The sequence below is a fragment of the Sphingopyxis sp. BE259 genome (assembly GCF_031457495.1).
Taxonomy (GTDB): domain Bacteria; phylum Pseudomonadota; class Alphaproteobacteria; order Sphingomonadales; family Sphingomonadaceae; genus Sphingopyxis.
On record NZ_JAVDWM010000001.1, the window covers coordinates 2541315 to 2561089 of the forward strand.

Sequence of the window (19775 nt, forward strand, 5' to 3'; positions counted from 1 at the left end):
ATCATCTAGCGTGCATGGAAAAGACTCTCCCCCTTGCCGGAAAATTGTGGCTCGTTGGCGCCGGTCCGGGCGATCCCGACCTGCTAACGCTGCGCGCCGCGCGGCTGTTGGCGAGCGCCGATCTCGTCGTCCATGACGGGCTGGTCGGCGACGGCGTGCTCGCGCTGATCCCGCGACATGTCGAGCGGATCAGCGTCGCCAAACAGCGCAGTCGCCACACGATGAAGCAGGAGCTGATCAACGAATTGCTCGTCCGCGAGACGGTGGCCGGGAAACAGGTCGTGCGGCTCAAAGGCGGCGACCCGTTCATCTTCGGGCGCGGCGGCGAAGAACTCGACGCAGCACGTGAAGCCGGTGTGGCTTGCGAGGTCGTCCCGGGCATCACCGCCGCCGCAGGCTGCGCCGCGCAGGCGGGCCTCCCCCTCACCCATCGCGACGACGCCAGCGCGGTCAGCTTTGTCGCCGGACAATGCAAGGATCTGTCCGATCAGGATTGGTCGGGGCTTGCGGGCCACGGCCGCACCCTGGTCATCTATATGGGTATCGCCACCGCGACCGCGATCGCCGACAAGCTGATCGCCGACGGCGTATCACCCGACCTGCCCGTCGCGGTGATCGAGCGCGGCACCACCGCCGACGCGCGCGTCCTGCGCACGCTGCTCACCGACCTCGGTGACCTCGTCGCACGCGAAGCGGTAAAAAGCCCGGCGCTGATCATCGTCGGCAAGGTCGCGGCGCGCGCCGACGCGCTCGACTGTCTCGGCGCCCCCGGCGTTGCCGCAAAGATAAGGGATTTCACATGAAACTGCTGACCGGCAACGACCTGAAAACAGGATTTGTCACCTGGTGGACCGGCGCCGACTGGTCGCTGCATATCGAGGACGCCGCCGATGTCGGCGAGCATGGCGAGGCGATCCTGGCGGTCGAGGACGCCGCGCGCCGGGTCAACGCCCCCTATATCATCGCCGGTGAGTTGACCGCCGATGGCCCGCGCCCCGCGCATATCAAGGACCGCATCCGCGCGCTTGGCCCGACGGTGCGCCCCGACCTGACATTGAAACCCGCCGATCCTGCGGCCGGCGACTGGGTGATCTGATGAGTTTCATCCCAACATCCGATCGTGCTGAGGAGCCCCCTTCGACTGCCTGCCTGCGGCAGTCGCTCAGGACAGGATTGAGCTCGTCGAAATGGCGTCTCGAAGCACCCAAGCGCAACGTCCTTCGAGACGGGTCTTTGCCAAGGCTCAGCCCCTCCTCAGGACAAACAGAAATTTTTGGCGGGATCCGATATGTATAAATATGACGAATATGACCAGCAGATGGTCGATGCCCGCGTTGCCGAATTTGCCGATCAGGTGAAGCGGCGCCTCGCCGGTGAAATCACCGAGGATCAGTTCAAGCCGCTACGGCTGATGAACGGTCTCTATCTCCAGCTCCACGCCTATATGCTGCGCGTTGCGGTGCCCTATGGCACCCTCGACGGCCGTCAAATGCGGATGCTCGCCCACATCGCGCGCAAATATGACCGCGACTATGGCCATTTCACCACCCGCCAGAATATCCAGTATAACTGGATCAAGCTCGAAGACGCGCCCGCGATTCTCGCCGATCTCGCGTCGGTCGAAATGCACGCGATCCAGACCAGCGGCAATTGTATCCGCAATATCAGTTCCGACCAGTGGGCGGGCGCCGCCGCAGACGAGCTGACCGATCCGCGGCCATGGGCCGAGCTGCTCCGCCAATGGTCGAGCTTCCACCCCGAATTCAGCTATCTGCCGCGCAAGTTCAAGATCGCGGTGATCGCCGCCGACGAAGATCGCGCAGCAATGCGGCTTCACGACATCGGGATCCAGATCGTCGAACGCGACGGCGTTCACGGCGCCGCTTTCTATGTCGGCGGCGGCATGGGCCGCACCCCGATGATCGCGCCGCTGATCAAGGATTTCGTGCCGCTCGACGATCTGCTGAGCTATGCCGAGGCGTGCCTGCGCGTGTACAACCGCTATGGCCGCCGCGACAATATCTACAAGGCGCGGATCAAGATCCTGATCCACGAGCTGGGCGCCGACGAATATCGCCGCCAGGTCGACGAAGAATGGGCGCATGTGAAGTCGCTCGGGATCGACCCGCCCAAGGCTGAGTTCGACCGCATCGCGGCGCAATTCGCCATGCCTCCGCTCGACGCCAGCGCGCCCGATGCCATCGACCGCAGCGACCCCGACTTCGCGGTCTGGGTCGATCAGAATGTCGCCGCGCACAAGGTGCCGGGCCACGCGATCGTCAACATCAGCCTGAAACCCGTCGGCGGCATCCCCGGCGATGCCTCGTCGGCGCAGATCGACCTGATGGCCGACCTCGCCGAACGCTACAGCCACGACGAACTGCGCGTCACCCACGCGCAGAACATCGTGCTGCCGCATGTCCGCAAGGCCGACCTGTTCGCGATCTGGCAGGCACTCGACGCCGCGGGGCTGGCGACGCCGAACCTCGACCTGATCAGCGACATCATCGCCTGCCCCGGCCTCGATTATTGCAGCCTTGCCAACGCCCGCTCGATTCCGGTCGCGCAGAAAATCGCGACGCGCTTCTCTGACCTTGGCCGCCAGAAAGAACTGGGAGAGCTCAAGCTCAAGATTTCGGGCTGCATCAACGCTTGCGGCCATCACCATGCCGGTCACATCGGCATCCTGGGCGTCGACCGCAAAGGCACCGAAAATTACCAGCTGCTGCTCGGTGGATCGGGCGCGGAAGACGTGTCGCTCGGCACGATCACCGGCCCCGGTTTCGACGAGGACGGCATCGTCGATGCGATCGAGCGCGTCACCGACAAATATCTGGCCGAACGCACCGACGGCGAACGGTTCGTCGATACCTATCGCCGCGTCGGCATGGCCCCGTTCAAGGAGGCGATCTATGGTTGAGCATCTGCAAGCCGACGGCGAAGAACCCTGCGTCACCCTCGACGCTTTTCTCGAACAGTCGAATGCGACCGCGGTGCGGCTCGAATCGGATGAGGACGCGCGCGCGCTGATCCCGCATCTCGACCGGCTCGCGCTGATCGAGGTCGCCTTCCCGAAATTCCGCGACGGCCGCGGCTATTCGTCGGCGCGCATATTGCGCGAGGCGGGCTACACCGGTGAACTGCGCGCGCAAGGCGACGTGCTCGTCGATCAGATCGGCTATCTGAAGCGTTGCGGCTTCGATACATTCGCGCCCGAAAAATCGCTCAACCCCACCGATGTCGAGGCGGCGCTGTCGCGCTGGCCCGAACATTATCAGGGCGCCGCCGACGGCGCAGTGCCGATCTGGAAACTGCGGCATGGGTAAACCACAGAAATCCGTTCGTGCTGAGGAGGGGCAAAGCTTGGCGAAGACCCGTCTCGAAGCACCGCTAGCAGTCCTTCGAGACGCCGTTTCGACAGGCTCAACGGCTCCTCAGAACGAACGGAAGAATGTCACCCAAGATCGAACCCGCGACCGCATCGACGTCGCGCCGCGCTTCACCGACGCCGACGTCATCCGCCTGAACAATCTGTTCCGCGGCCAGGACGCCGCCGAGGTGGTCGCCAGCGTCGTCGGCGCGGGGCTGCTCGGCGACACCGCGATCGTTTCCAGCTTTGGCGCCGAAAGCGCGGTGCTGCTGCACCTGGTGGCACAGGTCGCGCCCGATATGCCGGTGCTATTTCTCGACACCGGCAAGCATTTCCCCGAAACTTTGGTGTATCGCGACACGCTGGCGGCGCGGCTGGGGCTCAACATCATCAACCTGACCCCCGATCCAGAGGATCTGGCGGCGAAGGACGCCACCGAACTGCGCTGGTCCTACGACCCCGACGGCTGCTGCGACATCCGCAAGGTCAAGCCGCTGGAAAAGGCGATGGCGGGGTTCGACGCCTCGATCACCGGCCGCAAAGGCTTCCAGTCATCGACCCGCCAGGGCTTGCCGCGCTTTGAACTCGACGGCACCACCGGACGCCTGAAATTCAACCCGCTCGCCAACTGGACGCGCGCCGACCTCGACGCCTATTTCGACGCGCACGACCTGCCGCGCCATCCGCTGGAATCGCAAGGCTATCCGTCGATCGGCTGCTCGCCGTGCACGTCAAAGGTTCAGCCCGGCGAAGACCCCCGCTCGGGCCGCTGGCGCGGCTGGGACAAGACCGAATGCGGCATCCACGAAGCGGTGTCGCCGATCGGCGATGACCCGGCGAACGATCCGGCGTTCTAGTTCATCGCATCCCCAAAAGGCGTCGTCATTGCGAGCGAAGCGAAGCAATCCAGGGCGTGACAAGCCGCACTGGATTGCTTCGCTTCGCTCGCAATGACGGGCCGAGATCGGCTACGCGTCACTCATAATCCGCGAACGCCTGACTCTCGTCAGCCAGATCGCTGAACTTCGTCGTCTTCGCCTCGAAGTGCATCCGGATCTTGCCCGTCGAACCGTGACGCGATTTGGCGACGATCACTTCGGCAAGACCAAAGACACGCTCCATCTCGGCGGCCCACTCCTCGTGCGCCGCGTGAATCTTTACGTCGTCGCCCTCCATCGGGCGTTTTGGCTCACGCGAGGCGACATAATAATCCTCGCGAAACACGAACAGCACCATGTCGGCGTCCTGCTCGATCGAGCCCGATTCGCGCAGATCGGACAGCATCGGCCGTTTGTCTTCGCGTTGTTCGACCGCGCGGCTAAGCTGCGACAGCGCCATCACCGGCACATGAAGTTCCTTTGCCAGAGTCTTCAAACCGCGTGAAATTTCCGAAATTTCCTGCACACGATTGTCGCCGCTTTTCGAACTGCCTGCCAGCAACTGGAGATAATCGACGATGATCAGGCCGATGCCGTGCCGTCGCTGCAAGCGCCGCGCGCGCGTCCGCAGCCCCGCGATCGTCAGCGCCGGCGTGTCGTCGATGAACAGCGGCAAGGTCTGCAGCGTCTGCGCCGCACGCGACAGTTGCTGAAACTGCTCCTTGCTGATCTTGCCCATGCGCAGCGCTTCGCCCGACACCCCAGATTGTTCGGCAAGGACGCGCGTCGCGAGCTGGTCGGCAGACATTTCAAGGCTGAAGAAGGCGACCTTGGCGCCCATGTTTTTTTCCGGCGGAATGCCGTCACCCTCGTCGCGGCGAAAGCGTTCGGCGGCGTTATAGGCGATATTGGTGGCGAGCGAGGTCTTGCCCATGCCCGGACGTCCGGCGAGGATCATCAAATCGCTGTTGTGCATACCGCCGATCTTGGCGTTCATGCTCGAAATCCCGGTCGTGATCCCCGACAGATGACCGCCCGAATTGAGCGCGCGTTCGGCGGCCTGCAGCGCGGTCAGGCTGGCCTGGCTAAAGCTCTTGACCGACCCCATCTCGGCCTCGCCGCCAGCGACGCGGTAGAGCGCCGTTTCGGCCTCTTCAATTTGCGCCTGCGGATCGACGCGCTCGCTGGTATCAAGGGCGTTGTCGACGAGCACCCGGCCGACGCCCGCCAGTTCGCGCAGCAGCGCGAGGTCGTAAATCTGCTTGGCAAAGTCGCGCGCCCCGATCAGGCCTGCACCGCTGCCGGTCAGCTGCGCCAGATAGCCGGGGCCGCCGACCGCCTTCATCGCCTCATCAGATTCAAAATAGGGTTTCAGTGTCACCGGCGTCGCGATGCTGTTGCGTTCGATCAACGCCATCGTCTGCTGGAAAATGCGGCCATGCAGCGGTTCGAAAAAATGATCGGGGGTCAGCGCGACGGGCAGATCCTCGACGACTCGGTTGTCGATCAGGATCGCGCCCAGAAACGCCGCCTCTGCCTCGATATTGCGCGGCAATTGGCGGTCATCCCCGGCGGATGCCGCGATCGGTAGGCGGGCTACGTCAAGCATGGGCGGCACCATGCGACGACGACGCAAGGCGCGCAACTGCCATCACGGCGGCCCTGACATGCCTGTGGACATTTTCGGGATAAGTCGTCCCTTGCCCTTCGCCCCGCGCCAAGTAGAAGCACAGGCAGCATGGCCGACGCAGACCCTTCTCGACAGCGCATCATTTCGGTCGAACTCGACGAGGGTTCGATCGTCTGGCGCAATCCCGATGTCGAACAGGAACGCCGCGTCGCGATTTTCGACCTGATCGAGGATAACAAGTTCGTGCCGCAGCGCGGTCATCCCGATGGTTATGCCGGCCCCTACCGCCTGATGCTGCGCGTCGAAGAAGGCCGCCTGATTTTCGAGATCAGCCGCGAGGACGGCTCGCCGCTCGAGGCGATCATTCTGGGGCTCGGGCGTTTCCGCCGTCCGATCCGCGACTATTTCGCAATCTGCGACAGCTATTATCAGGCGATCAAGACGTCGACCGCGCAACAGATCGAGACCGTCGATATGGCGCGCCGCGGCCTGCACAACGAGGCCGCCGAGATGCTGATGGACCGGCTCGACGGCAAGATCGCGGTCGATTTCGACACCGCACGGCGGCTGTTCACGCTGATCTGCGTCCTCCACATCAAGGGTTGAGGCGTGGCGACGGGGGCAATCAAGCGCAAGGATCCGGCAAGCCCACGCGGCAATTGGCGCAGCGCGATCGCGCGCCTGCTGCGGCGCGTCGGTGCGGCGATTGTGCTGCTGCTGCTCGCCACCGGCCTGGCGCTGTGGTGGGCAGCGCGCTGGACCCCCGACCGAACGCTTTATCCCACCCAAGGGGTGACGATCGACGCGGGCAATGGCGATGTGCAATGGGGATCGATCAAGGCGGCGGGCGCCGATTTTGCCTATGTGATGGGCACCGACGGTACTCGCGGCATCGACGCCCAATTCACCCGCAACATGACGGCCGCGCGCGAGGCGGGGGTGCAGACCGGCGCGATCCACCGTTACAGCCTGTGCCAGCTCGCGACCGATCAGGCGGCCAATTTCATCCGCCACGTCCCGCGCCGCGCCGACGCGCTGCCCGCGGTGGTGTGGCTCGACTATGACGACCGCTGCCCCGACCGCCCAACCCGGGCGCTGCTATTGTCCGAACTCGCGACCTTTCTAGCGCAGATCGAGGCGCATATGGGCAAACGCAGCCTGATTGCTCCCGGCCCGGCGTTCGAAAGTGACTATCAGGTGACGAGAGGTATCGCGCGCACCATTTGGCTGCGCCGCGATTTCTTTGAACCCGATTATGCCGCGCACCCCTGGGCGATGTGGCAGGCGAATGATTATGTGCGCCTGACGGGCGCCAATGGCACCGTCGGCTGGAACGTCGTCCGCCCCGCAGGAGAACAACCATGACCGAGGCCCGTGACGAGCTGATCGTTGCCGCCCGCGACGCCGCCAGCCGCGCTTATGCGCCCTATTCGGGCTTTCACGTCGGCGCCGCGCTGCTGCTCAAGAACGGCGACGTCGTCACCGGTGCGAATGTCGAGAACGCCAGCTATGGGCTGACCCTCTGCGCCGAAACCGCCGCGGTGGCGAAGATCGCCAATGAAGGCTGGATCGGCGAACTCGCCGAAGTCGCGATCATTGGCGGGCGCCCCGATGGCGACGCGCTGCTCGGCAGCGATCCGGTCAACCCCTGCGGCCGCTGCCGCCAGATATTAAACGAAGCCGCCGAGCGGTCGCAAACCGACATCCTTGTCCATTGCGCGTCTGGCGACGGGATGACGGTCAAGACCTACAAGCTCAGCGAACTGCTCCCCGCTGCGTTCGGACCAAAGGATCTGGGGCTGATCGGCGACTGACCGCTTGCGCGAATCTGCGCGCGCCGACAAACAACGGCATGGCCATTCTTTCCGACCGCTGGATTCGCGAAGCCGCCCAGACGCAGGGCATGATCGAACCCTTTGTCGAGGCGCAGCGCCGCGACGGGTGCATCAGTTACGGTCTGTCGTCCTACGGCTATGACGCGCGCGTCGCGCCCGAGTTCAAGATTTTCACCAATGTCGATTCGACGATCGTCGATCCCAAGAATTTCGATCCCAAGAATTTCGTCGATCGCGAAACCGATGTCTGCATCATCCCGCCGAACAGCTTTGCGCTGGCCCGCACCGTCGAATATTTCCGCATCCCGCGCGACGTGCTGGTCATCTGTCTGGGAAAATCGACCTATGCCCGCTGCGGCATCATCGTCAACGTGACACCGCTCGAACCCGGCTGGGAAGGTCATGTGACGCTGGAGTTTTCGAACACCACCCCGCTGCCCGCCAAGATTTACGCCAATGAAGGCGCGTGCCAGTTCCTGTTCCTTCAGGGCAATGAACCGTGCGAGACCAGCTACGCCGACCGCGCAGGCAAATATATGGGACAAAAGGGCGTGACCCTGCCCAAGCTGTAACGCGGAACCTCCAGCGCCGCGGCGCGTCCTCTCTGACGAGCGGACGGGGCATCATCTGGAGGATAGACGCATGTCCATGATCGCTGTCTTTATCGGGCGCCTGTTCATCGCCGTGATTTTCATCGTGTCGGGGATCAACAAGCTGATCCACGTCAACGACACCACTGCCGCGATTGCAGCCGCCGGCTTGCCCGGCGGCCTCGCGATCCCGACCGGATTGTTCGAGCTGATCGCCGGGGTATGCATCGCGCTCGGCATCGCGGTGCGGCTGTGGTCGATCCTGCTCGCGGGCTTTGTTCTCGCCACCATCCTGTTCTTCCACCGCGAATTCACCGATCCGGTGCAGGCGATGGCCGCGATGAAGAATCTGGCGATCGCCGGCGGTCTGCTCAGTCTGTTCGGCTATGGCCACACGCGCTGGAGCTATGACGCGCTGCGCCAGCGCCGCCGCGACGAACTGGCAACGCACAAGGCGCAGCAACATGCCGCCGAAGCCGAACTGCGCGCCGCGCGCGCCGAAGGTCGGGCCGCGGTCGCGGGCGAAACCGTGGTGGTCGAAAAACGCCCTTTCTGGCGCCGCTGACGCTTCGCGCTTGGCATCGGCCCTGCGCTGCGCTAGCCTCCCTTTACGTTTACGTAAGGGGAGGCTTCCATGGCCAGCCGGGAATTTGACATCATCGTCTATGGCGCGACCGGGTTCACCGGTCGGCTCGTTGCCGAATATCTGACTCAGCATTATGCGGGGCGCAAAGATGCGCCAAAATGGGCGATGGCAGGACGCAGCGCCGCGAAGCTGGCCGAGGTGCGCGACCTGATCGGCGCCCCCGCCGACACCCCGCTGGTCGTCGCCGATGCCAGCGATCCCGCGACACTCGACGCCATGGCGGCGCGCGCCACGGTCATTCTGACCACCGTCGGCCCGTACCAGCTTTACGGCAGCGACCTTGTCGCCGCCTGCGTTAACGCGGGCACCGCCTATGCTGACCTGTGCGGCGAGCCCGGCTGGATGCGCGAGATGATCGACGAACATGAGGTGGCCGCCAAGGCTTCGGGCGCCCGCATCACCTTCAGCTGCGGGTTCGATTCGATCCCCTTCGACTTGGGCGTCCATTTCCTGCAAGCCGAAGCGGTGAAGCGCCACGGCAAGCCCGCGCCGCGGGTCAAGGGCCGCGTCCGCAAGATGGCGGGCGGCGCGTCGGGCGGCACCATCGCCAGCCTGACCGAGACGTTGAAGGCGGTCGCCAAAAAGCCTTCGCTGGCGCTGCTGCTCAAATCTTCGTTTGCGCTGACCCCCGGTTTCGAAGGACCGTCGCAGCCGACCGGCCTGTTCCCCGAATATGACAGCGCCACCGGCACTTGGACCGCGCCGTTCGTCATGGCGCCGATCAACACCAAGAATGTGCACCGCACCAACTTCCTGCTCGGCCACGCCTGGGGCGCGGATCTGGTCTATGACGAGATGGTGATGACGACGATCGGTGACGCCGGAAAAGCAATGGCCGAAGCGATGACCAAGGCCAACCCGTTCGGCGAATCCAAGCTGAAGCCCGGGGAAGGTCCGAGCAAGGAGGAGCGTGAAAACGGTTTCTACGACATCCTGTTCGTCGGCGAATATCCCGACGGCACGACGATCCGCGCCAGCGTTCAGGGCGATCGGGACCCCGGCTATGGCTCAACGTCGAAAATGCTCGCCGAAACCGGCATCGCCTTGCTCGCGAACAAGGGCGACGGCGGGGTGTGGACCCCGGGAGCGCTGCTCGGCGACGCTTTGATCGCCCGGCTGACCCAGCACGCCGGACTGACTTTCCAGATCGAGGAATAACGCTCAAATGACAAGCTCTCCCAGCGCGCTCGACGCGCTTCTGTCGACGCTGCGTACCGAAGAGGGCGTGGCCAAGGCGCATATCGACGAAGGCTGGATGCAGGGCCGTACCGCTTATGGCGGGATCAGCTCGGCGGTTGCGCTGGCCGGCACGATGATGCTGCACCCCACCGAAACCCCGCTACGCTATGCCCAGATCAGCTTTGTCGGCCCAGTCGGCGGCGATTGCACGGTGAACACGCGGGTGCTGCGCCAGTCCAAATCGTCACTGTTCGTCGATGCCGGGGTGTTGAGCGATGCGGGTTTTGGCACCGCCGCGGTCTTCGCCTTTTCGCCCGACCGCAAAAGCCACCTCGATCACAACCGCCTGTCGATGCCCGACTGCCCTGCGCCCGAAACGCTGGAACCGGTGCCCGACCATCACGCGCGTCCGTCGTTCGTCCGCCATTTCGACATGCGTCCGACGACCGGCCCACGTTTTGCGTGGAAAAGCGAGGTCGGCGAATATCTGACCTGGGTGCGCTTTGTCGAGGAACCCGCCTGTCATCCCGCGGTCGCGCTGCTCGCAATGGGCGACGCGCTGCCCCCCGCCGCGATGGCGCTGTTCAGCGAATTCGGCCCGATCAGCTCGATGAACTGGACCGTCAACATGCTGACCGGCGATCCGAAAACCGACGATGGCTGGTGGCTGTTGTCGGCCAAGACCGGCTATGCACGCCACGGGCTGTCGGTGCAGGACATGATGCTGTGGAACCGCGCCGGCGAACCGGTGCTGAGCGGCAGCCAGGCGATCGCGATTTACGCTTAAGTCGCGGTCGGCAACGTCACCACTGCATCAAGGCCGCCGCCGGAACGATTGACCAGCGTCAGCGTCCCGCCCTCGCCCTCGGCAATGTCGCGCGCGATCGACAGGCCCAGTCCCGATCCACCGGTGGCGCGGTTGCGCGACCCTTCGCCGCGCGCAAACGGTTCGACCAGCGTTCGGATCTGTTCGTCGGTCAGGCCGGGGCCGTCGTCCGACACGATGATCCGCACCACACCCGGCGCCCGCTCGACCGACAGGAGCGCGCGCTGGCCATAGGTGGCGGCATTGTCGATCAGATTGCGCAGCGCCCGGCGCAGCAACAGCGGCCGCGCCATCACCGCGGCATCGACCGCCGCAGCGACCGTCACATCCTTGCCGCGTTCGCGATAATCAGCGGCCAGTTCCTCGACCAGCCCGCGCAGCGCCACCGGTTCGCGCCCCTCGGTCCCCGCCCCTGATCGCGCCAGCGCCAATATGTCGGTCAGCATCGCCGCCATTTCGTCGATCGACGCGATCATCTTTTCGCGCAACACATCGTCGTCGATCTGCTCGACACGCACCCGCAGGCTGGCGAGCGGGGTCCGCAAATCGTGGCCGACCGCGCCGAGCATCCGGTCCTTGTCCGACAGCATCGTCGCAATCCGGCCGCGATAGGCATTGAACGCGATGATCAGGTCACGAACGTCCGACGGCCCCTCTTCTTCCAGCGGCGTCGCATCGCGCAATGCGGGATTGGACCGCGCCGCGCGGGTCAGGTCGCGCAGCGGCGCTGCGGCGCGCCACGCAATGACCATGATCGGAATGAGCAACAGCAAATAGAGTGACAGTGTCTGCCAGACGAGAAAGCCTTGCAGCCGGTTGCCGCCGGTCGGAATCCGGCTGCGCACCGCGAAATAGCGACCGTCGATCTGCGCCGACACGATGACGGTCCGACCGGGGAAATTCGCGCGCAGGCGAGGCCGCTGCGGTAGCGCCCAGGCATCGACCGACTGCGCGGCGACATCGGCCTCGTTCAGCAGGTCGGCGACATAATCGGCGAGCTCGGGCATACGTACCGCCCCGGTCGGAACCGGGACCGGCGCGTCCGAAATCACCAGCTTCTGCGCGCGCTCGTGCTCGTGCGGACGGCCGCGCTCTTCGCGCGGACCGCGCCGAAAATCGCCGCGCCGGTCGCGATCGACGGCATCAATGATCCGCGCGACCGCCATCCCGCCGCCATGCGCCAGCGTCTGCTGTTTCTGCCCCCGAACGAGCAGCGCAAAATTGATCGCCTGCGCCACAAACAGCATCAGCGCCACGGCAAAGACAAGCTGGCCGATCAGGCTGCGTGGCCACAGGCGTAGTTTCACGCCGCCGGTCCCATCCGCTTCACTTCGCACGCCAGCGTATAGCCGCCGCCCCACACCGTCTTGACGATCTGCGGATGCGCGGCATCGACCTCGATCTTCTTGCGCAGTCGGCTGACCAGATTGTCGATCGCGCGGTCGAAAATATCCGCCTCGCGCCCGCGCACCAGATCGAGCAGGCGATCGCGGCTCATCACCTGCCGCGGGTGACGGAGCAGCGCGTGGAGCAGATGATATTCGCCCGACGACAAAGCCACCTCGTTGCCGTCGCTATCGACCAGCACCCGTTCGACCTCGCGCAGCACCCAGTCGGCAAAGGCATAGCTGGTGCCGCCGGGATCGAGCGCACGGCCGCCCTGCTGGGTGCGGCGCAGCACGGTGCGGATGCGCGCCACCAGTTCGCGCGGGTTGAACGGTTTGACGACATAATCGTCGGCGCCAATCTCCAGCCCGACGATCCGTTCGGTATCCTCGGCGCGCGCGGTCAGCAGGATGACGGGGATGGCGCTCGTCTCGCGCAGATGGCGGGTCAGCGACAGGCCATCCTCGCCGGGCATCATGATGTCGCTGACGACCAGATCGACCGAGTGGGCACGCAGCACCGATCGCGCTTCGGCGGCGCTCGCCGCCGCAGTGACCGAAAAACCTTGGCTGGTCAGATATTCGCTCAGCGGTTCACGAATCGACGGTTCGTCGTCGATCAACAGGATGCGCGGGGAATGGCTGTCGGTCATCGTCGGCCCATGGCTAAGCGGGGGTTGAAAGCTGGTTCGCCCACCGGCCGCAGGGCCGATGGGCGATAGCTGGCAGGGACCAGCGGCAAAGGCAATGCCGGGAGGGGGGAAGAAAGCCTGCCCCGTGCCGCTGGCCCCGGCCAAATACTTATTCGCTGGTGGGAGGAGCCGACCGTGCCGCGCGCTTGGCACGCCATTCACCGCGCTGCGCCTGGCGTTCCGCGGCAGTCACCTGACCATCCTTGTTGGAGTCGGACGCATCGAAGCGCGCGAGCGCCGCGGTCTGAAATTCGGCCTGGCTGATCGCCTTGTCACCGTTTGTGTCGGCCTTGGCCATCATACCGCCGCGCATCCCGCCACCGCGCATGCCATGGTGGCCGCCGCGCTTGCCGGGACCGCGCATCGCGTGGCGTTTGCCATCGCCAGCCTCGCCCGCATCGGCGCGCTTGGCCCCGCGCTCGGCGCGTTTCGCGGCGCGATCGGTCCCGTGCTGGTCCCATTCGGCCTTGCTGATGCTGCCGTTGCCATCAGCGTCGATCGCGGCAAACCGTTTGGCCTGGCGTTCGGCCTGCTGCGCCGCGCGGTCGGTGGGATCGACCTTGCCGTCCTTGTTCGCATCCATCTTGGCAAACATCTGCGTGGCATGCGTCTGCGCTTCGGCACGGGTCAGCGCGCCATTACCGTCGGTATCGCCCTTCGCGCCCATGCCGCCGGGCGCGGCCAGCACCGGCACCGCGATCAGCGCTGCACCCAGCGTCAAAAATGTGATTTTCTTGTTCACGTCACGAACTCCTTCATGGGGCGTCCGGACACAGGCCGGATGCCGATGAAGCGGTTCTAGGCGCCATTTGTCCCAGCCACTTGCCGGATCGGCGCAAAATTGTCGCAAATTGTCGCAAACGCGCCGCGTCGTTCATCGCCGCGCAAGCGGACGGCCACGACCCCGCCGGGCGCGCGCACCAGCGATGCGCGCGCGCCCGGTTGTTGCGGCCAAGGCCCGGTTACGGGCTGGTCGGCGAATCTTCGTCGTTGTCGGCGACCAGCACGATCGCGGCGACACCGGCGAGCAGGCCGACGAGCCCGATCAACCATCCGGAATTGCCTTCCAGCTCGCTTTGGCCATCGACCGTCGAAGCCGCCCGCGCGCCGCTGGCGGCCGATGCGGCAACCGGCGCGATGACCGCGGACGTCGCCGCAAGGGCGATGACGAGCTTTTTGACCATATGCATTGCATTCTCCATCCGTGAACACTGTGACGTTGAACCCGACCAACGATCCGCCAGCCCGTATTGATCCCGCGCGCTTCGGCGTTCGTCGCATTAATCGGACAGGTGGGCGGAGCCCGCCGCAACACCGCAGCGCTGGCGCAGAGCGCCAGACGGACACGATAGGGATTGCACAACCGGGCCCACCTGCGTCTATGAACCGCGATCATAACAGGAGTGACTATGCGCGTATCACGACCCCACCGACTACTGCTGGCGACGCTCGGCCTTGGCCTTCTGTCCCCCGCCACCACCGCCGCCGCCGAACCCACGCAGGGCACCGCGTGGCTGAACCGCCAAATGGCGGCGCTCGCGCAGCGCCACGGCGCTGATGGCTGGCACGTTACGGACAGCGGCCTGCGCTGGCGCCGCATCGCGGGGGACGGCACCGGGGCGCGGCCCGGCCCGACCGATAGGGTCACCGTCCATTATGTCGGCACCCTCGCCGACGGTCAGGAATTCGACAGCTCGATCAAGCGCGGCGAACCGACCAGCTTCCCGCTCAATCGCGTCATCCAGGGTTGGCAGGAAGGCGTCGCGCTGATGGGAGTCGGCGACAAGGTCGAACTCGCCATTCCCTATCAGCTGGCCTATGGCGCCGACGGCAAAGGCCCGATCCCGGGCGCCGCGACCCTGTTGTTCACGGTCGCACTGCTGGGCATCGAACCGGCGGGATAAAATGGGAAAGGCTTGGAGCGGGTAGCGGGAATCGAACCCGCCTAGCTAGCTTGGAAGGCTAGAGCATTACCACTATGCTATACCCGCTCACCAAGGTCGGCGGCGATTGCCATCTTGCCCCATCTTCGTCAAGTCCGGCGTCAAGCGCCGCGTCACGCACGCCATTGAGAACATCGTAGCAACATGCTAGGCTGCGCGCGTGGAAGTTGCCGCAGACCTTGCCCCCGACACGCCGGTGGACGAACCCGTCCGCAAGATCATCCATGTCGATATGGATGCCTTTTACGCGTCGGTCGAACAGCGCGACGATCCGGCGCTGCGCGGCAAACCCGTCGCGGTCGGTGGGTCGTCGCGGCGCGGGGTGGTCGCCGCCGCCAGTTACGAAGCGCGAAAGTTTGGCGTCCGATCGGCGATGCCGAGCATCACTGCCAAGCGCCAATGCCCCGAGCTGATTTTCGTGCCGCCGCGCTTCGACGCCTATCGCGAGGTGTCGCACCAGATCCGGGCGATCTTTCACGATTATGCCGATGAGGTCGAACCGCTATCGCTCGACGAAGCCTATCTTGACGTCAGCGCCGACAAGGCCGGACTGGGCAGCGCCACCGCGACCGCAAAGCTGATCCGCCGCCGCATCAGCGAAGAAACCGGGCTCACCGCCTCCGCCGGGGTGTCGTACAACAAGTTCATCGCCAAGCTGGCGTCGGATCAGAACAAGCCCGACGGGCTGACCGTCATCCCGCCAGGCAAGGGCGGCGATTTCGTCCAGACGCTGTCGATCCGACGCTTTCATGGCATCGGCCCGGTGACGTCGGCGAAGATGGAGGGACTGGGCGTGTTTTCGGGAGCCGATCTGGCAGGCAAAGACCCGCGCTGGCTCGCCGAAAACTTCGGCAACAGCGCCGAATGGCTGTATAATCTGGCGCGCGGCATCGACCATCGCCGCGTCAAATCGAACCGTCCATTGAAGTCGCTCGGTGGCGAGCGGACCTTTTTCAACGACCTCACCACCGACACCGAAATCCGCGAGGCGCTCGCGCATGTCTGCACCGTGGTGTGGGACCGCGCCGCCAAAAAGGGCGCGCGCGGGCGGACAGTGACGCTGAAGCTGCGCTACGCCGATTTCCGGACGATCACGCGGGCGAAGTCGGTCGCGGCGGCGATCACCGATGGCGCATCGTTGCTGGCGGCAGGCGAAGCGATTTTGGCCCCGCTGTTGCCGACCGAACAGGGCATACGTCTGCTGGGGCTGACCTTGAGCAAGTTCGAGGGCGAGGAGGATGACGAGGAGGCGGCCCCCGCAGCGTCCAACGATCTGTTGAGCCTGATTTAAGTGTCGTCATCCCAGCGAAAGCTGCGATCGCTGGCGTTCCGTTATGACGATAGCGGCCCCAGCTTTCGCTGGGGCGACGACTTGGGTTGGGCGACGGGTCTTACTCCGCCAACGCCCCCAGCCGCCGTTCCTTCGTCGCGGTGAACCGGATGTCCGGGTTGCGCTGAGTGATATAGCCGACTTCCCAGCCGTCCTTGGCCATGAATACCGGCGCGCCGTCGCGGTCCGTGGCGCTGGCGCCGCGATGTTCGGACTGGAACGCCTTCAGCTTCACGGGGTCGTCGCTGGCGATCCAGCGCGCAGTTTCCCATGGCGACTGCTCCAGCTTCGCCTCGACCTTATATTCGGCGTCGAGGCGGCTGATCAGCACTTCGAGCTGCAATTGTCCGACCACGCCGACGATCATGTTGGCGCCGATTTCGGGATAGAAGACCTGGATGATCCCCTCCTCCGCCATATCGTCGAGCGCCTTGCGGAGCTTCTTGGTCTGGGTCGGATCGATCAGCGCGACACGGCGCAGCAATTCGGGCGCGAAGTTCGGCAGCCCGGTGATCGTGATGTCGGTGCGTTCGGACAAAGTGTCGCCGACGCGCAGCGTGCCGTGGTTGGGGATGCCGATGATGTCGCCGGGAAAGGCCTCCTCGGCCATCTCGCGGTCCTGTGCCAGGAACAGCATCGGGCGGCTGATCGCGATCGCCTTGCCCGTGCCGCCCTGCATCAGGCGCATCCCGCGCTCGAACTTGCCCGAGCACAGCCGCATGAACGCGATGCGGTCGCGGTGCGCGGGGTTCATATTCGCCTGCACCTTGAACACAAAGCCGGTGACGGCATCGTCGGTGGGTACGACCGGCGCTGGTTCGGCGGGCTGCGGCTGCGGGCCCGGCGCGTGCTGCGCCAGCGCCGACAGCAGATCGACAACGCCGAATTCCTTCAGCGCCGATCCGAAATAGACCGGCGCCAGATCGCCATTGCGGTAAGCCGCGCCATCGAAAGGCGCGTAGCAAGCCGAGGCCAGTTCGGTCTCTTCCTTCAGATGCGCCAGCGCGGCGACGCTGAGTTCGGCCGCGAGCGCCGGATCGTCGAGCCCGGCGACCGTCGCGCGGTGTCCCTCATACATCCGCGACGCATCGCCGCCGGGACGCATGATCGCGGGATCGACAAGGTCGTAAATCCCCTCGAATTGTCCGCCCATGCCCGCGGGCCAGTTCATCGGGCACACGTCGAGCGCCAGCCGGTCGGCAATCTCGTCGAGCAGTTCGAACGGCGGCAGGCCTTCGCGATCGACCTTGTTGATAAAGGCCATGATCGGCACCGAGCGCAACCGGCACACCTCGAACAGTTTCAGCGTCTGCGGTTCGATGCCCTTGGCGGCGTCGATCACCATCACCGCGCTGTCGACAGCGGTCAGGGTGCGATAGGTATCTTCGCTGAAATCCTCGTGCCCCGGCGTGTCGAGCAGGTTGAAGATCAGCCCCTGATGCTCGAACGTCATCACCGACGAGGTCACTGAAATCCCGCGCTGCTGCTCGATCTTCATCCAGTCGGACCGCGCGCGCCGCGCCTGCCCGCGCGCCTTGACCTCGCCCGCGATATGGATCGCGCCGCCGGCGACGAGCAATTTCTCGGTCAGCGTCGTCTTGCCCGCGTCGGGATGCGAGATGATGGCAAAGGTGCGGCGTTCGGGATGCGTCTGGGACATGGCGCGGGCGGTTAGCAGGTGGCAGGGCAAGTGGAAAGGGGCTGGCGCCCGCACGGCACCCGACGCATGATCGCGTCATGCGCTCCCTGCTCTTCGCCTTCGCCCTTGCCGCCGTTCCCGCAACTGCGCAGGATTCACCCTTTGTCGGCGAATATAGCTTGGCCGAGGGCCCCGACGTCGGCGGCGGGCTGCTGATCCGTAATGACGGGCGCTTTCAATATATGCTCGCCGCGGGCGCGCTTGACGAGCGTGCCGAGGGCCGCTGGGAAGCGCGCGGCGATCAGGTCTGCCTGAGCACCGATCCCAAGCCGGTGCCGCCCACGATGGAAAAGGGACCGCTGGTCGAGGTCGATGGCGCCGTGCCGACGCTGCTCGTGACCTGGCCCAATGGCCGCGGCATCCCGGGGGTCGATTTCACGATCGGCTTCGACCGCGGCGATCCGATCGCGGATTACACCCAGACCTATGGCTGGACGATGCCCGAGGACGACCAGCGCACCCCGCGCTGGATCGAGGTCCGCGAGGCCATCTATAACATCACCGCGCCGCGCTTTGATTTGACCGAGGCAGACAGCGGCAAGGTGCGCGCCATCATCGTCCCCAATGACATCGGCGTGGTCGATTTCGACGACGCCTGCGCCGAAAAGACCGAACGCGGAATTACCCTGCACCGCGCCGAAGGCGACATGCGGTTCGTGCGGCTGGGCGGGGAGTAATGGCAGCTTTGTGGTGGGGAGCTGCCATTCCCCACCCTCGTCATTCCCGCGAAAGCGAGAACCCAGGGTGGGATCAGCCGACGCGCGCCCTGGGTTCCCGCTTTCGCGGGAATGACGAAGTGAAAAAACGGCAAACGTCCGCAACCGGCCGTAAGCCGCCCCGCACCCTTCCCTCTTGCACTCGACCCGCAAATGAGTCACACTTTACGTGAACGTAAAGGTAAAGACCGCGAGAGGATTTCTTCCCCATGACCGACACCCCGACCTTCGATACGATCAAGCTGGAAATCAGCGACAATGTCGCGACGATCACGCTCAACCGGCCCGACCGGCTGAACTCGATGCCGCCCGCAATGGCGGACGATATTCGTGAGGCGCTTGATCATCTGCCGGGCCTCGGCGCGCGGGCGCTGCTGATCACCGGCGAGGGGCGCGGTTTCTGTTCGGGCGCCGATCTGGCGGGGGACCGCTCAGCGGGTGGTGCAGTCAGCGGCGGCGCGCGCAGCCGCAACGCCCTGCGCGGCCATTATAATCCGATGCTGCTCGCACTGGCGAACCTCGACATTCCCGTCGTTGTCGCCGTCAATGGCCCCGCGGCGGGCGTCGGTTGCAGCTTCGCCCTGTCGGGCGATTTCACCATCGCGGGCAAGAGCGCCTATTTCCTTCAGGCCTTCGTCAACATCGGCCTCGTTCCCGACGGCGGCTCGTCGTGGCTGCTGCCGCGCCTGATCGGCGTCCCGCGGGCCTTGCAGATGATGATGCTGGGCGAAAAGATTTCAGCCGATCAGGCCGCCGACTGGGGCATGATCTACAAGAGCGTCGAGGATGCCGATCTGATGGCCGAGGCACAGGCGCTTGCCACCCGCCTCGCGAACGGCCCGACCGTTTCGCTCGGCACCATGCGCAAAGTGCTGCGCGACGGCCTGACCCAGGATTTCGCGACGACGCTCGACGCCGAAGCCAAGGGCCAGTTTATCGCGGGCGGCACCGCCGATGCGATGGAAGGCATCATGGCATTCCAGCAAAAGCGAAAGACCGAGTTCAAGGGGCAGTGATATACGTCGCCCCCGCGAAGGCGGGGGCCGCTATCGTTTT

Annotated in this window: 22 protein-coding genes and 1 tRNA gene; 16 read left to right on the forward strand and 7 right to left on the reverse strand. The window is 65.0% G+C overall.

Translation table 11 applies throughout. The annotated features are described in order from the left end of the window. The first annotated feature begins 14 nt into the window (after window positions 1–14). From cobA to J2X44_RS12260, 5 genes are all read left to right on the forward strand, one after another. Window positions 15–803 carry a uroporphyrinogen-III C-methyltransferase gene (cobA, locus tag J2X44_RS12240; protein ID WP_310084383.1) on the forward strand — a complete coding sequence of 263 codons (789 nt, stop codon included), beginning with the start codon at window positions 15–17 and terminating at the stop codon, window positions 801–803. Further along, window positions 800–1096, forward strand: a complete 297-nt coding sequence (locus tag J2X44_RS12245; RefSeq protein ID WP_310084387.1) for a DUF2849 domain-containing protein — start codon at window positions 800–802, stop codon at window positions 1094–1096. The genes cobA and J2X44_RS12245 overlap by 4 nt, the downstream gene beginning before the upstream one ends. A 192-nt stretch (window positions 1097–1288) precedes the next feature. After that, the gene (locus tag J2X44_RS12250; protein ID WP_310087032.1) at window positions 1289–2920 is read left to right on the forward strand and encodes a nitrite/sulfite reductase; all 1632 of its coding nucleotides are present in this window, start codon (window positions 1289–1291) and stop codon (window positions 2918–2920) included. Next, complete coding sequence (locus J2X44_RS12255; RefSeq protein WP_310084390.1) at window positions 2913–3326, forward strand: DUF934 domain-containing protein; 414 nt, start codon at window positions 2913–2915, stop codon at window positions 3324–3326. Before J2X44_RS12250 ends, J2X44_RS12255 begins: the two co-directional genes overlap by 8 nt. Window positions 3327–3480: 154 nt before the next feature. Next, on the forward strand, window positions 3481–4227 hold the full coding sequence (locus tag J2X44_RS12260) for a phosphoadenylyl-sulfate reductase (RefSeq protein ID WP_310087034.1): 747 nt from the start codon (window positions 3481–3483) through the stop codon (window positions 4225–4227). Between the two features lie 118 nt (window positions 4228–4345). On the opposite strand, the gene J2X44_RS12265 is transcribed toward J2X44_RS12260, so the two are convergent. Further along, a complete protein-coding gene (locus J2X44_RS12265) occupies window positions 4346–5857 on the reverse strand; it encodes a replicative DNA helicase (RefSeq protein WP_310084394.1) in 1512 nt (503 codons plus the stop codon). Window positions 5858–5986: 129 nt separating this feature from the next. Here J2X44_RS12265 and J2X44_RS12270 point away from each other — a divergent pair, with 129 nt between their 5' ends. The 7 genes from J2X44_RS12270 (at window position 5987) to J2X44_RS12300 (ending at window position 10915) form a co-directional block, all read left to right on the forward strand. Further along, entirely contained in the window at window positions 5987–6484 is a 498-nt protein-coding gene (locus J2X44_RS12270) for a UPF0262 family protein (protein ID WP_310084397.1), read from the forward strand. 3 nt (window positions 6485–6487) lie between these two features. Then, a complete protein-coding gene (locus tag J2X44_RS12275) occupies window positions 6488–7243 on the forward strand; it encodes a glycoside hydrolase family 25 protein (protein ID WP_310084399.1) in 756 nt (251 codons plus the stop codon). Further along, a complete protein-coding gene (locus tag J2X44_RS12280; RefSeq protein ID WP_310084401.1) occupies window positions 7240–7692 on the forward strand; it encodes a cytidine deaminase in 453 nt (150 codons plus the stop codon). Before J2X44_RS12275 ends, J2X44_RS12280 begins: the two co-directional genes overlap by 4 nt. Before the next feature lie 38 nt (window positions 7693–7730). Beyond that, window positions 7731–8285: a dCTP deaminase gene (dcd, locus tag J2X44_RS12285; RefSeq protein ID WP_310084403.1), complete on the forward strand. Its 555-nt coding sequence runs from the start codon at window positions 7731–7733 to the stop codon at window positions 8283–8285. Between the two features lie 70 nt (window positions 8286–8355). Beyond that, on the forward strand, window positions 8356–8868 hold the full coding sequence (locus J2X44_RS12290; protein WP_310084406.1) for a DoxX family protein: 513 nt from the start codon (window positions 8356–8358) through the stop codon (window positions 8866–8868). Window positions 8869–8937: 69 nt separating this feature from the next. Further along, window positions 8938–10107, forward strand: coding sequence for a saccharopine dehydrogenase NADP-binding domain-containing protein (locus J2X44_RS12295; protein WP_310084408.1), 1170 nt, complete (start codon window positions 8938–8940; stop codon window positions 10105–10107). A 7-nt stretch (window positions 10108–10114) separates the two neighbouring features. After that, window positions 10115–10915 (forward strand): thioesterase family protein, encoded by an 801-nt coding sequence (locus J2X44_RS12300; RefSeq protein ID WP_310084410.1) that lies wholly within the window; start codon window positions 10115–10117, stop codon window positions 10913–10915. On the opposite strand, the gene J2X44_RS12305 is transcribed toward J2X44_RS12300, so the two are convergent. The 4 genes from J2X44_RS12305 to J2X44_RS12320 form a co-directional block, all read right to left on the reverse strand. Beyond that, on the reverse strand, window positions 10912–12261 hold the full coding sequence (locus J2X44_RS12305) for a HAMP domain-containing sensor histidine kinase (RefSeq protein WP_310084413.1): 1350 nt from the start codon (window positions 12259–12261) through the stop codon (window positions 10912–10914). The two genes, J2X44_RS12300 and J2X44_RS12305, sit on opposite strands and share 4 nt — an antisense overlap. After that, window positions 12258–12992 carry a response regulator gene (locus tag J2X44_RS12310; protein WP_310084416.1) on the reverse strand — a complete coding sequence of 245 codons (735 nt, stop codon included), beginning with the start codon at window positions 12990–12992 and terminating at the stop codon, window positions 12258–12260. The genes J2X44_RS12305 and J2X44_RS12310 overlap by 4 nt, the downstream gene beginning before the upstream one ends. A 148-nt stretch (window positions 12993–13140) precedes the next feature. Further along, window positions 13141–13773 (reverse strand): hypothetical protein, encoded by a 633-nt coding sequence (locus J2X44_RS12315; RefSeq protein ID WP_310084419.1) that lies wholly within the window; start codon window positions 13771–13773, stop codon window positions 13141–13143. Window positions 13774–13993: 220 nt separating this feature from the next. Then, on the reverse strand, window positions 13994–14221 hold the full coding sequence (locus tag J2X44_RS12320) for a hypothetical protein (protein ID WP_310084422.1): 228 nt from the start codon (window positions 14219–14221) through the stop codon (window positions 13994–13996). Window positions 14222–14440: 219 nt separating this feature from the next. Between J2X44_RS12320 and J2X44_RS12325 the strand changes: the two genes are divergently transcribed. After that, the gene (locus J2X44_RS12325) at window positions 14441–14935 is read left to right on the forward strand and encodes an FKBP-type peptidyl-prolyl cis-trans isomerase (RefSeq protein WP_310084425.1); all 495 of its coding nucleotides are present in this window, start codon (window positions 14441–14443) and stop codon (window positions 14933–14935) included. A gap of 13 nt (window positions 14936–14948) precedes the next feature. Here the strand turns inward: J2X44_RS12325 and J2X44_RS12330 are convergent. Then, window positions 14949–15022 (reverse strand) — tRNA-Gly (locus tag J2X44_RS12330). 112 nt (window positions 15023–15134) lie between these two features. Here J2X44_RS12330 and dinB point away from each other — a divergent pair. After that, window positions 15135–16265: a DNA polymerase IV gene (gene dinB, locus J2X44_RS12335; protein WP_310084429.1), complete on the forward strand. Its 1131-nt coding sequence runs from the start codon at window positions 15135–15137 to the stop codon at window positions 16263–16265. A gap of 100 nt (window positions 16266–16365) precedes the next feature. Here dinB and J2X44_RS12340 read toward each other — a convergent pair whose 3' ends face one another. Continuing rightward, entirely contained in the window at window positions 16366–17964 is a 1599-nt protein-coding gene (locus J2X44_RS12340) for a peptide chain release factor 3 (RefSeq protein ID WP_310084431.1), read from the reverse strand. A 77-nt stretch (window positions 17965–18041) separates the two neighbouring features. Between J2X44_RS12340 and J2X44_RS12345 the strand changes: the two genes are divergently transcribed. Further along, window positions 18042–18680: a hypothetical protein gene (locus J2X44_RS12345; protein WP_310084433.1), complete on the forward strand. Its 639-nt coding sequence runs from the start codon at window positions 18042–18044 to the stop codon at window positions 18678–18680. A 248-nt stretch (window positions 18681–18928) separates the two neighbouring features. Then, window positions 18929–19735, forward strand: a complete 807-nt coding sequence (locus J2X44_RS12350) for an enoyl-CoA hydratase-related protein (RefSeq protein WP_310084436.1) — start codon at window positions 18929–18931, stop codon at window positions 19733–19735. Window positions 19736–19775: the final 40 nt, after the last annotated feature.

What these genes read in the sequence shown, in the direction of transcription:
- cobA (WP_310084383.1), top strand. Translation starts at nt 15, where the DNA reads ATGGAAAAGACTCTCCCCCTTGCCGGAAAATTGTGGCTCGTTGGCGCC.
- J2X44_RS12245 (WP_310084387.1), top strand. Translation starts at nt 800, where the DNA reads ATGAAACTGCTGACCGGCAACGACCTGAAAACAGGATTTGTCACCTGG.
- J2X44_RS12250 (WP_310087032.1), top strand. Translation starts at nt 1,289, where the DNA reads ATGTATAAATATGACGAATATGACCAGCAGATGGTCGATGCCCGCGTT.
- J2X44_RS12255 (WP_310084390.1), top strand. Translation starts at nt 2,913, where the DNA reads ATGGTTGAGCATCTGCAAGCCGACGGCGAAGAACCCTGCGTCACCCTC.
- J2X44_RS12265 (WP_310084394.1), bottom strand. Translation starts at nt 5,857, where the DNA reads ATGCTTGACGTAGCCCGCCTACCGATCGCGGCATCCGCCGGGGATGAC.
- J2X44_RS12270 (WP_310084397.1), top strand. Translation starts at nt 5,987, where the DNA reads ATGGCCGACGCAGACCCTTCTCGACAGCGCATCATTTCGGTCGAACTC.
- J2X44_RS12280 (WP_310084401.1), top strand. Translation starts at nt 7,240, where the DNA reads ATGACCGAGGCCCGTGACGAGCTGATCGTTGCCGCCCGCGACGCCGCC.
- dcd (WP_310084403.1), top strand. Translation starts at nt 7,731, where the DNA reads ATGGCCATTCTTTCCGACCGCTGGATTCGCGAAGCCGCCCAGACGCAG.
- J2X44_RS12290 (WP_310084406.1), top strand. Translation starts at nt 8,356, where the DNA reads ATGTCCATGATCGCTGTCTTTATCGGGCGCCTGTTCATCGCCGTGATT.
- J2X44_RS12295 (WP_310084408.1), top strand. Translation starts at nt 8,938, where the DNA reads ATGGCCAGCCGGGAATTTGACATCATCGTCTATGGCGCGACCGGGTTC.
- J2X44_RS12300 (WP_310084410.1), top strand. Translation starts at nt 10,115, where the DNA reads ATGACAAGCTCTCCCAGCGCGCTCGACGCGCTTCTGTCGACGCTGCGT.
- J2X44_RS12310 (WP_310084416.1), bottom strand. Translation starts at nt 12,992, where the DNA reads ATGACCGACAGCCATTCCCCGCGCATCCTGTTGATCGACGACGAACCG.
- J2X44_RS12320 (WP_310084422.1), bottom strand. Translation starts at nt 14,221, where the DNA reads ATGCATATGGTCAAAAAGCTCGTCATCGCCCTTGCGGCGACGTCCGCG.
- J2X44_RS12325 (WP_310084425.1), top strand. Translation starts at nt 14,441, where the DNA reads ATGCGCGTATCACGACCCCACCGACTACTGCTGGCGACGCTCGGCCTT.
- J2X44_RS12340 (WP_310084431.1), bottom strand. Translation starts at nt 17,964, where the DNA reads ATGTCCCAGACGCATCCCGAACGCCGCACCTTTGCCATCATCTCGCAT.
- J2X44_RS12345 (WP_310084433.1), top strand. Translation starts at nt 18,042, where the DNA reads ATGCGCTCCCTGCTCTTCGCCTTCGCCCTTGCCGCCGTTCCCGCAACT.
- J2X44_RS12350 (WP_310084436.1), top strand. Translation starts at nt 18,929, where the DNA reads ATGACCGACACCCCGACCTTCGATACGATCAAGCTGGAAATCAGCGAC.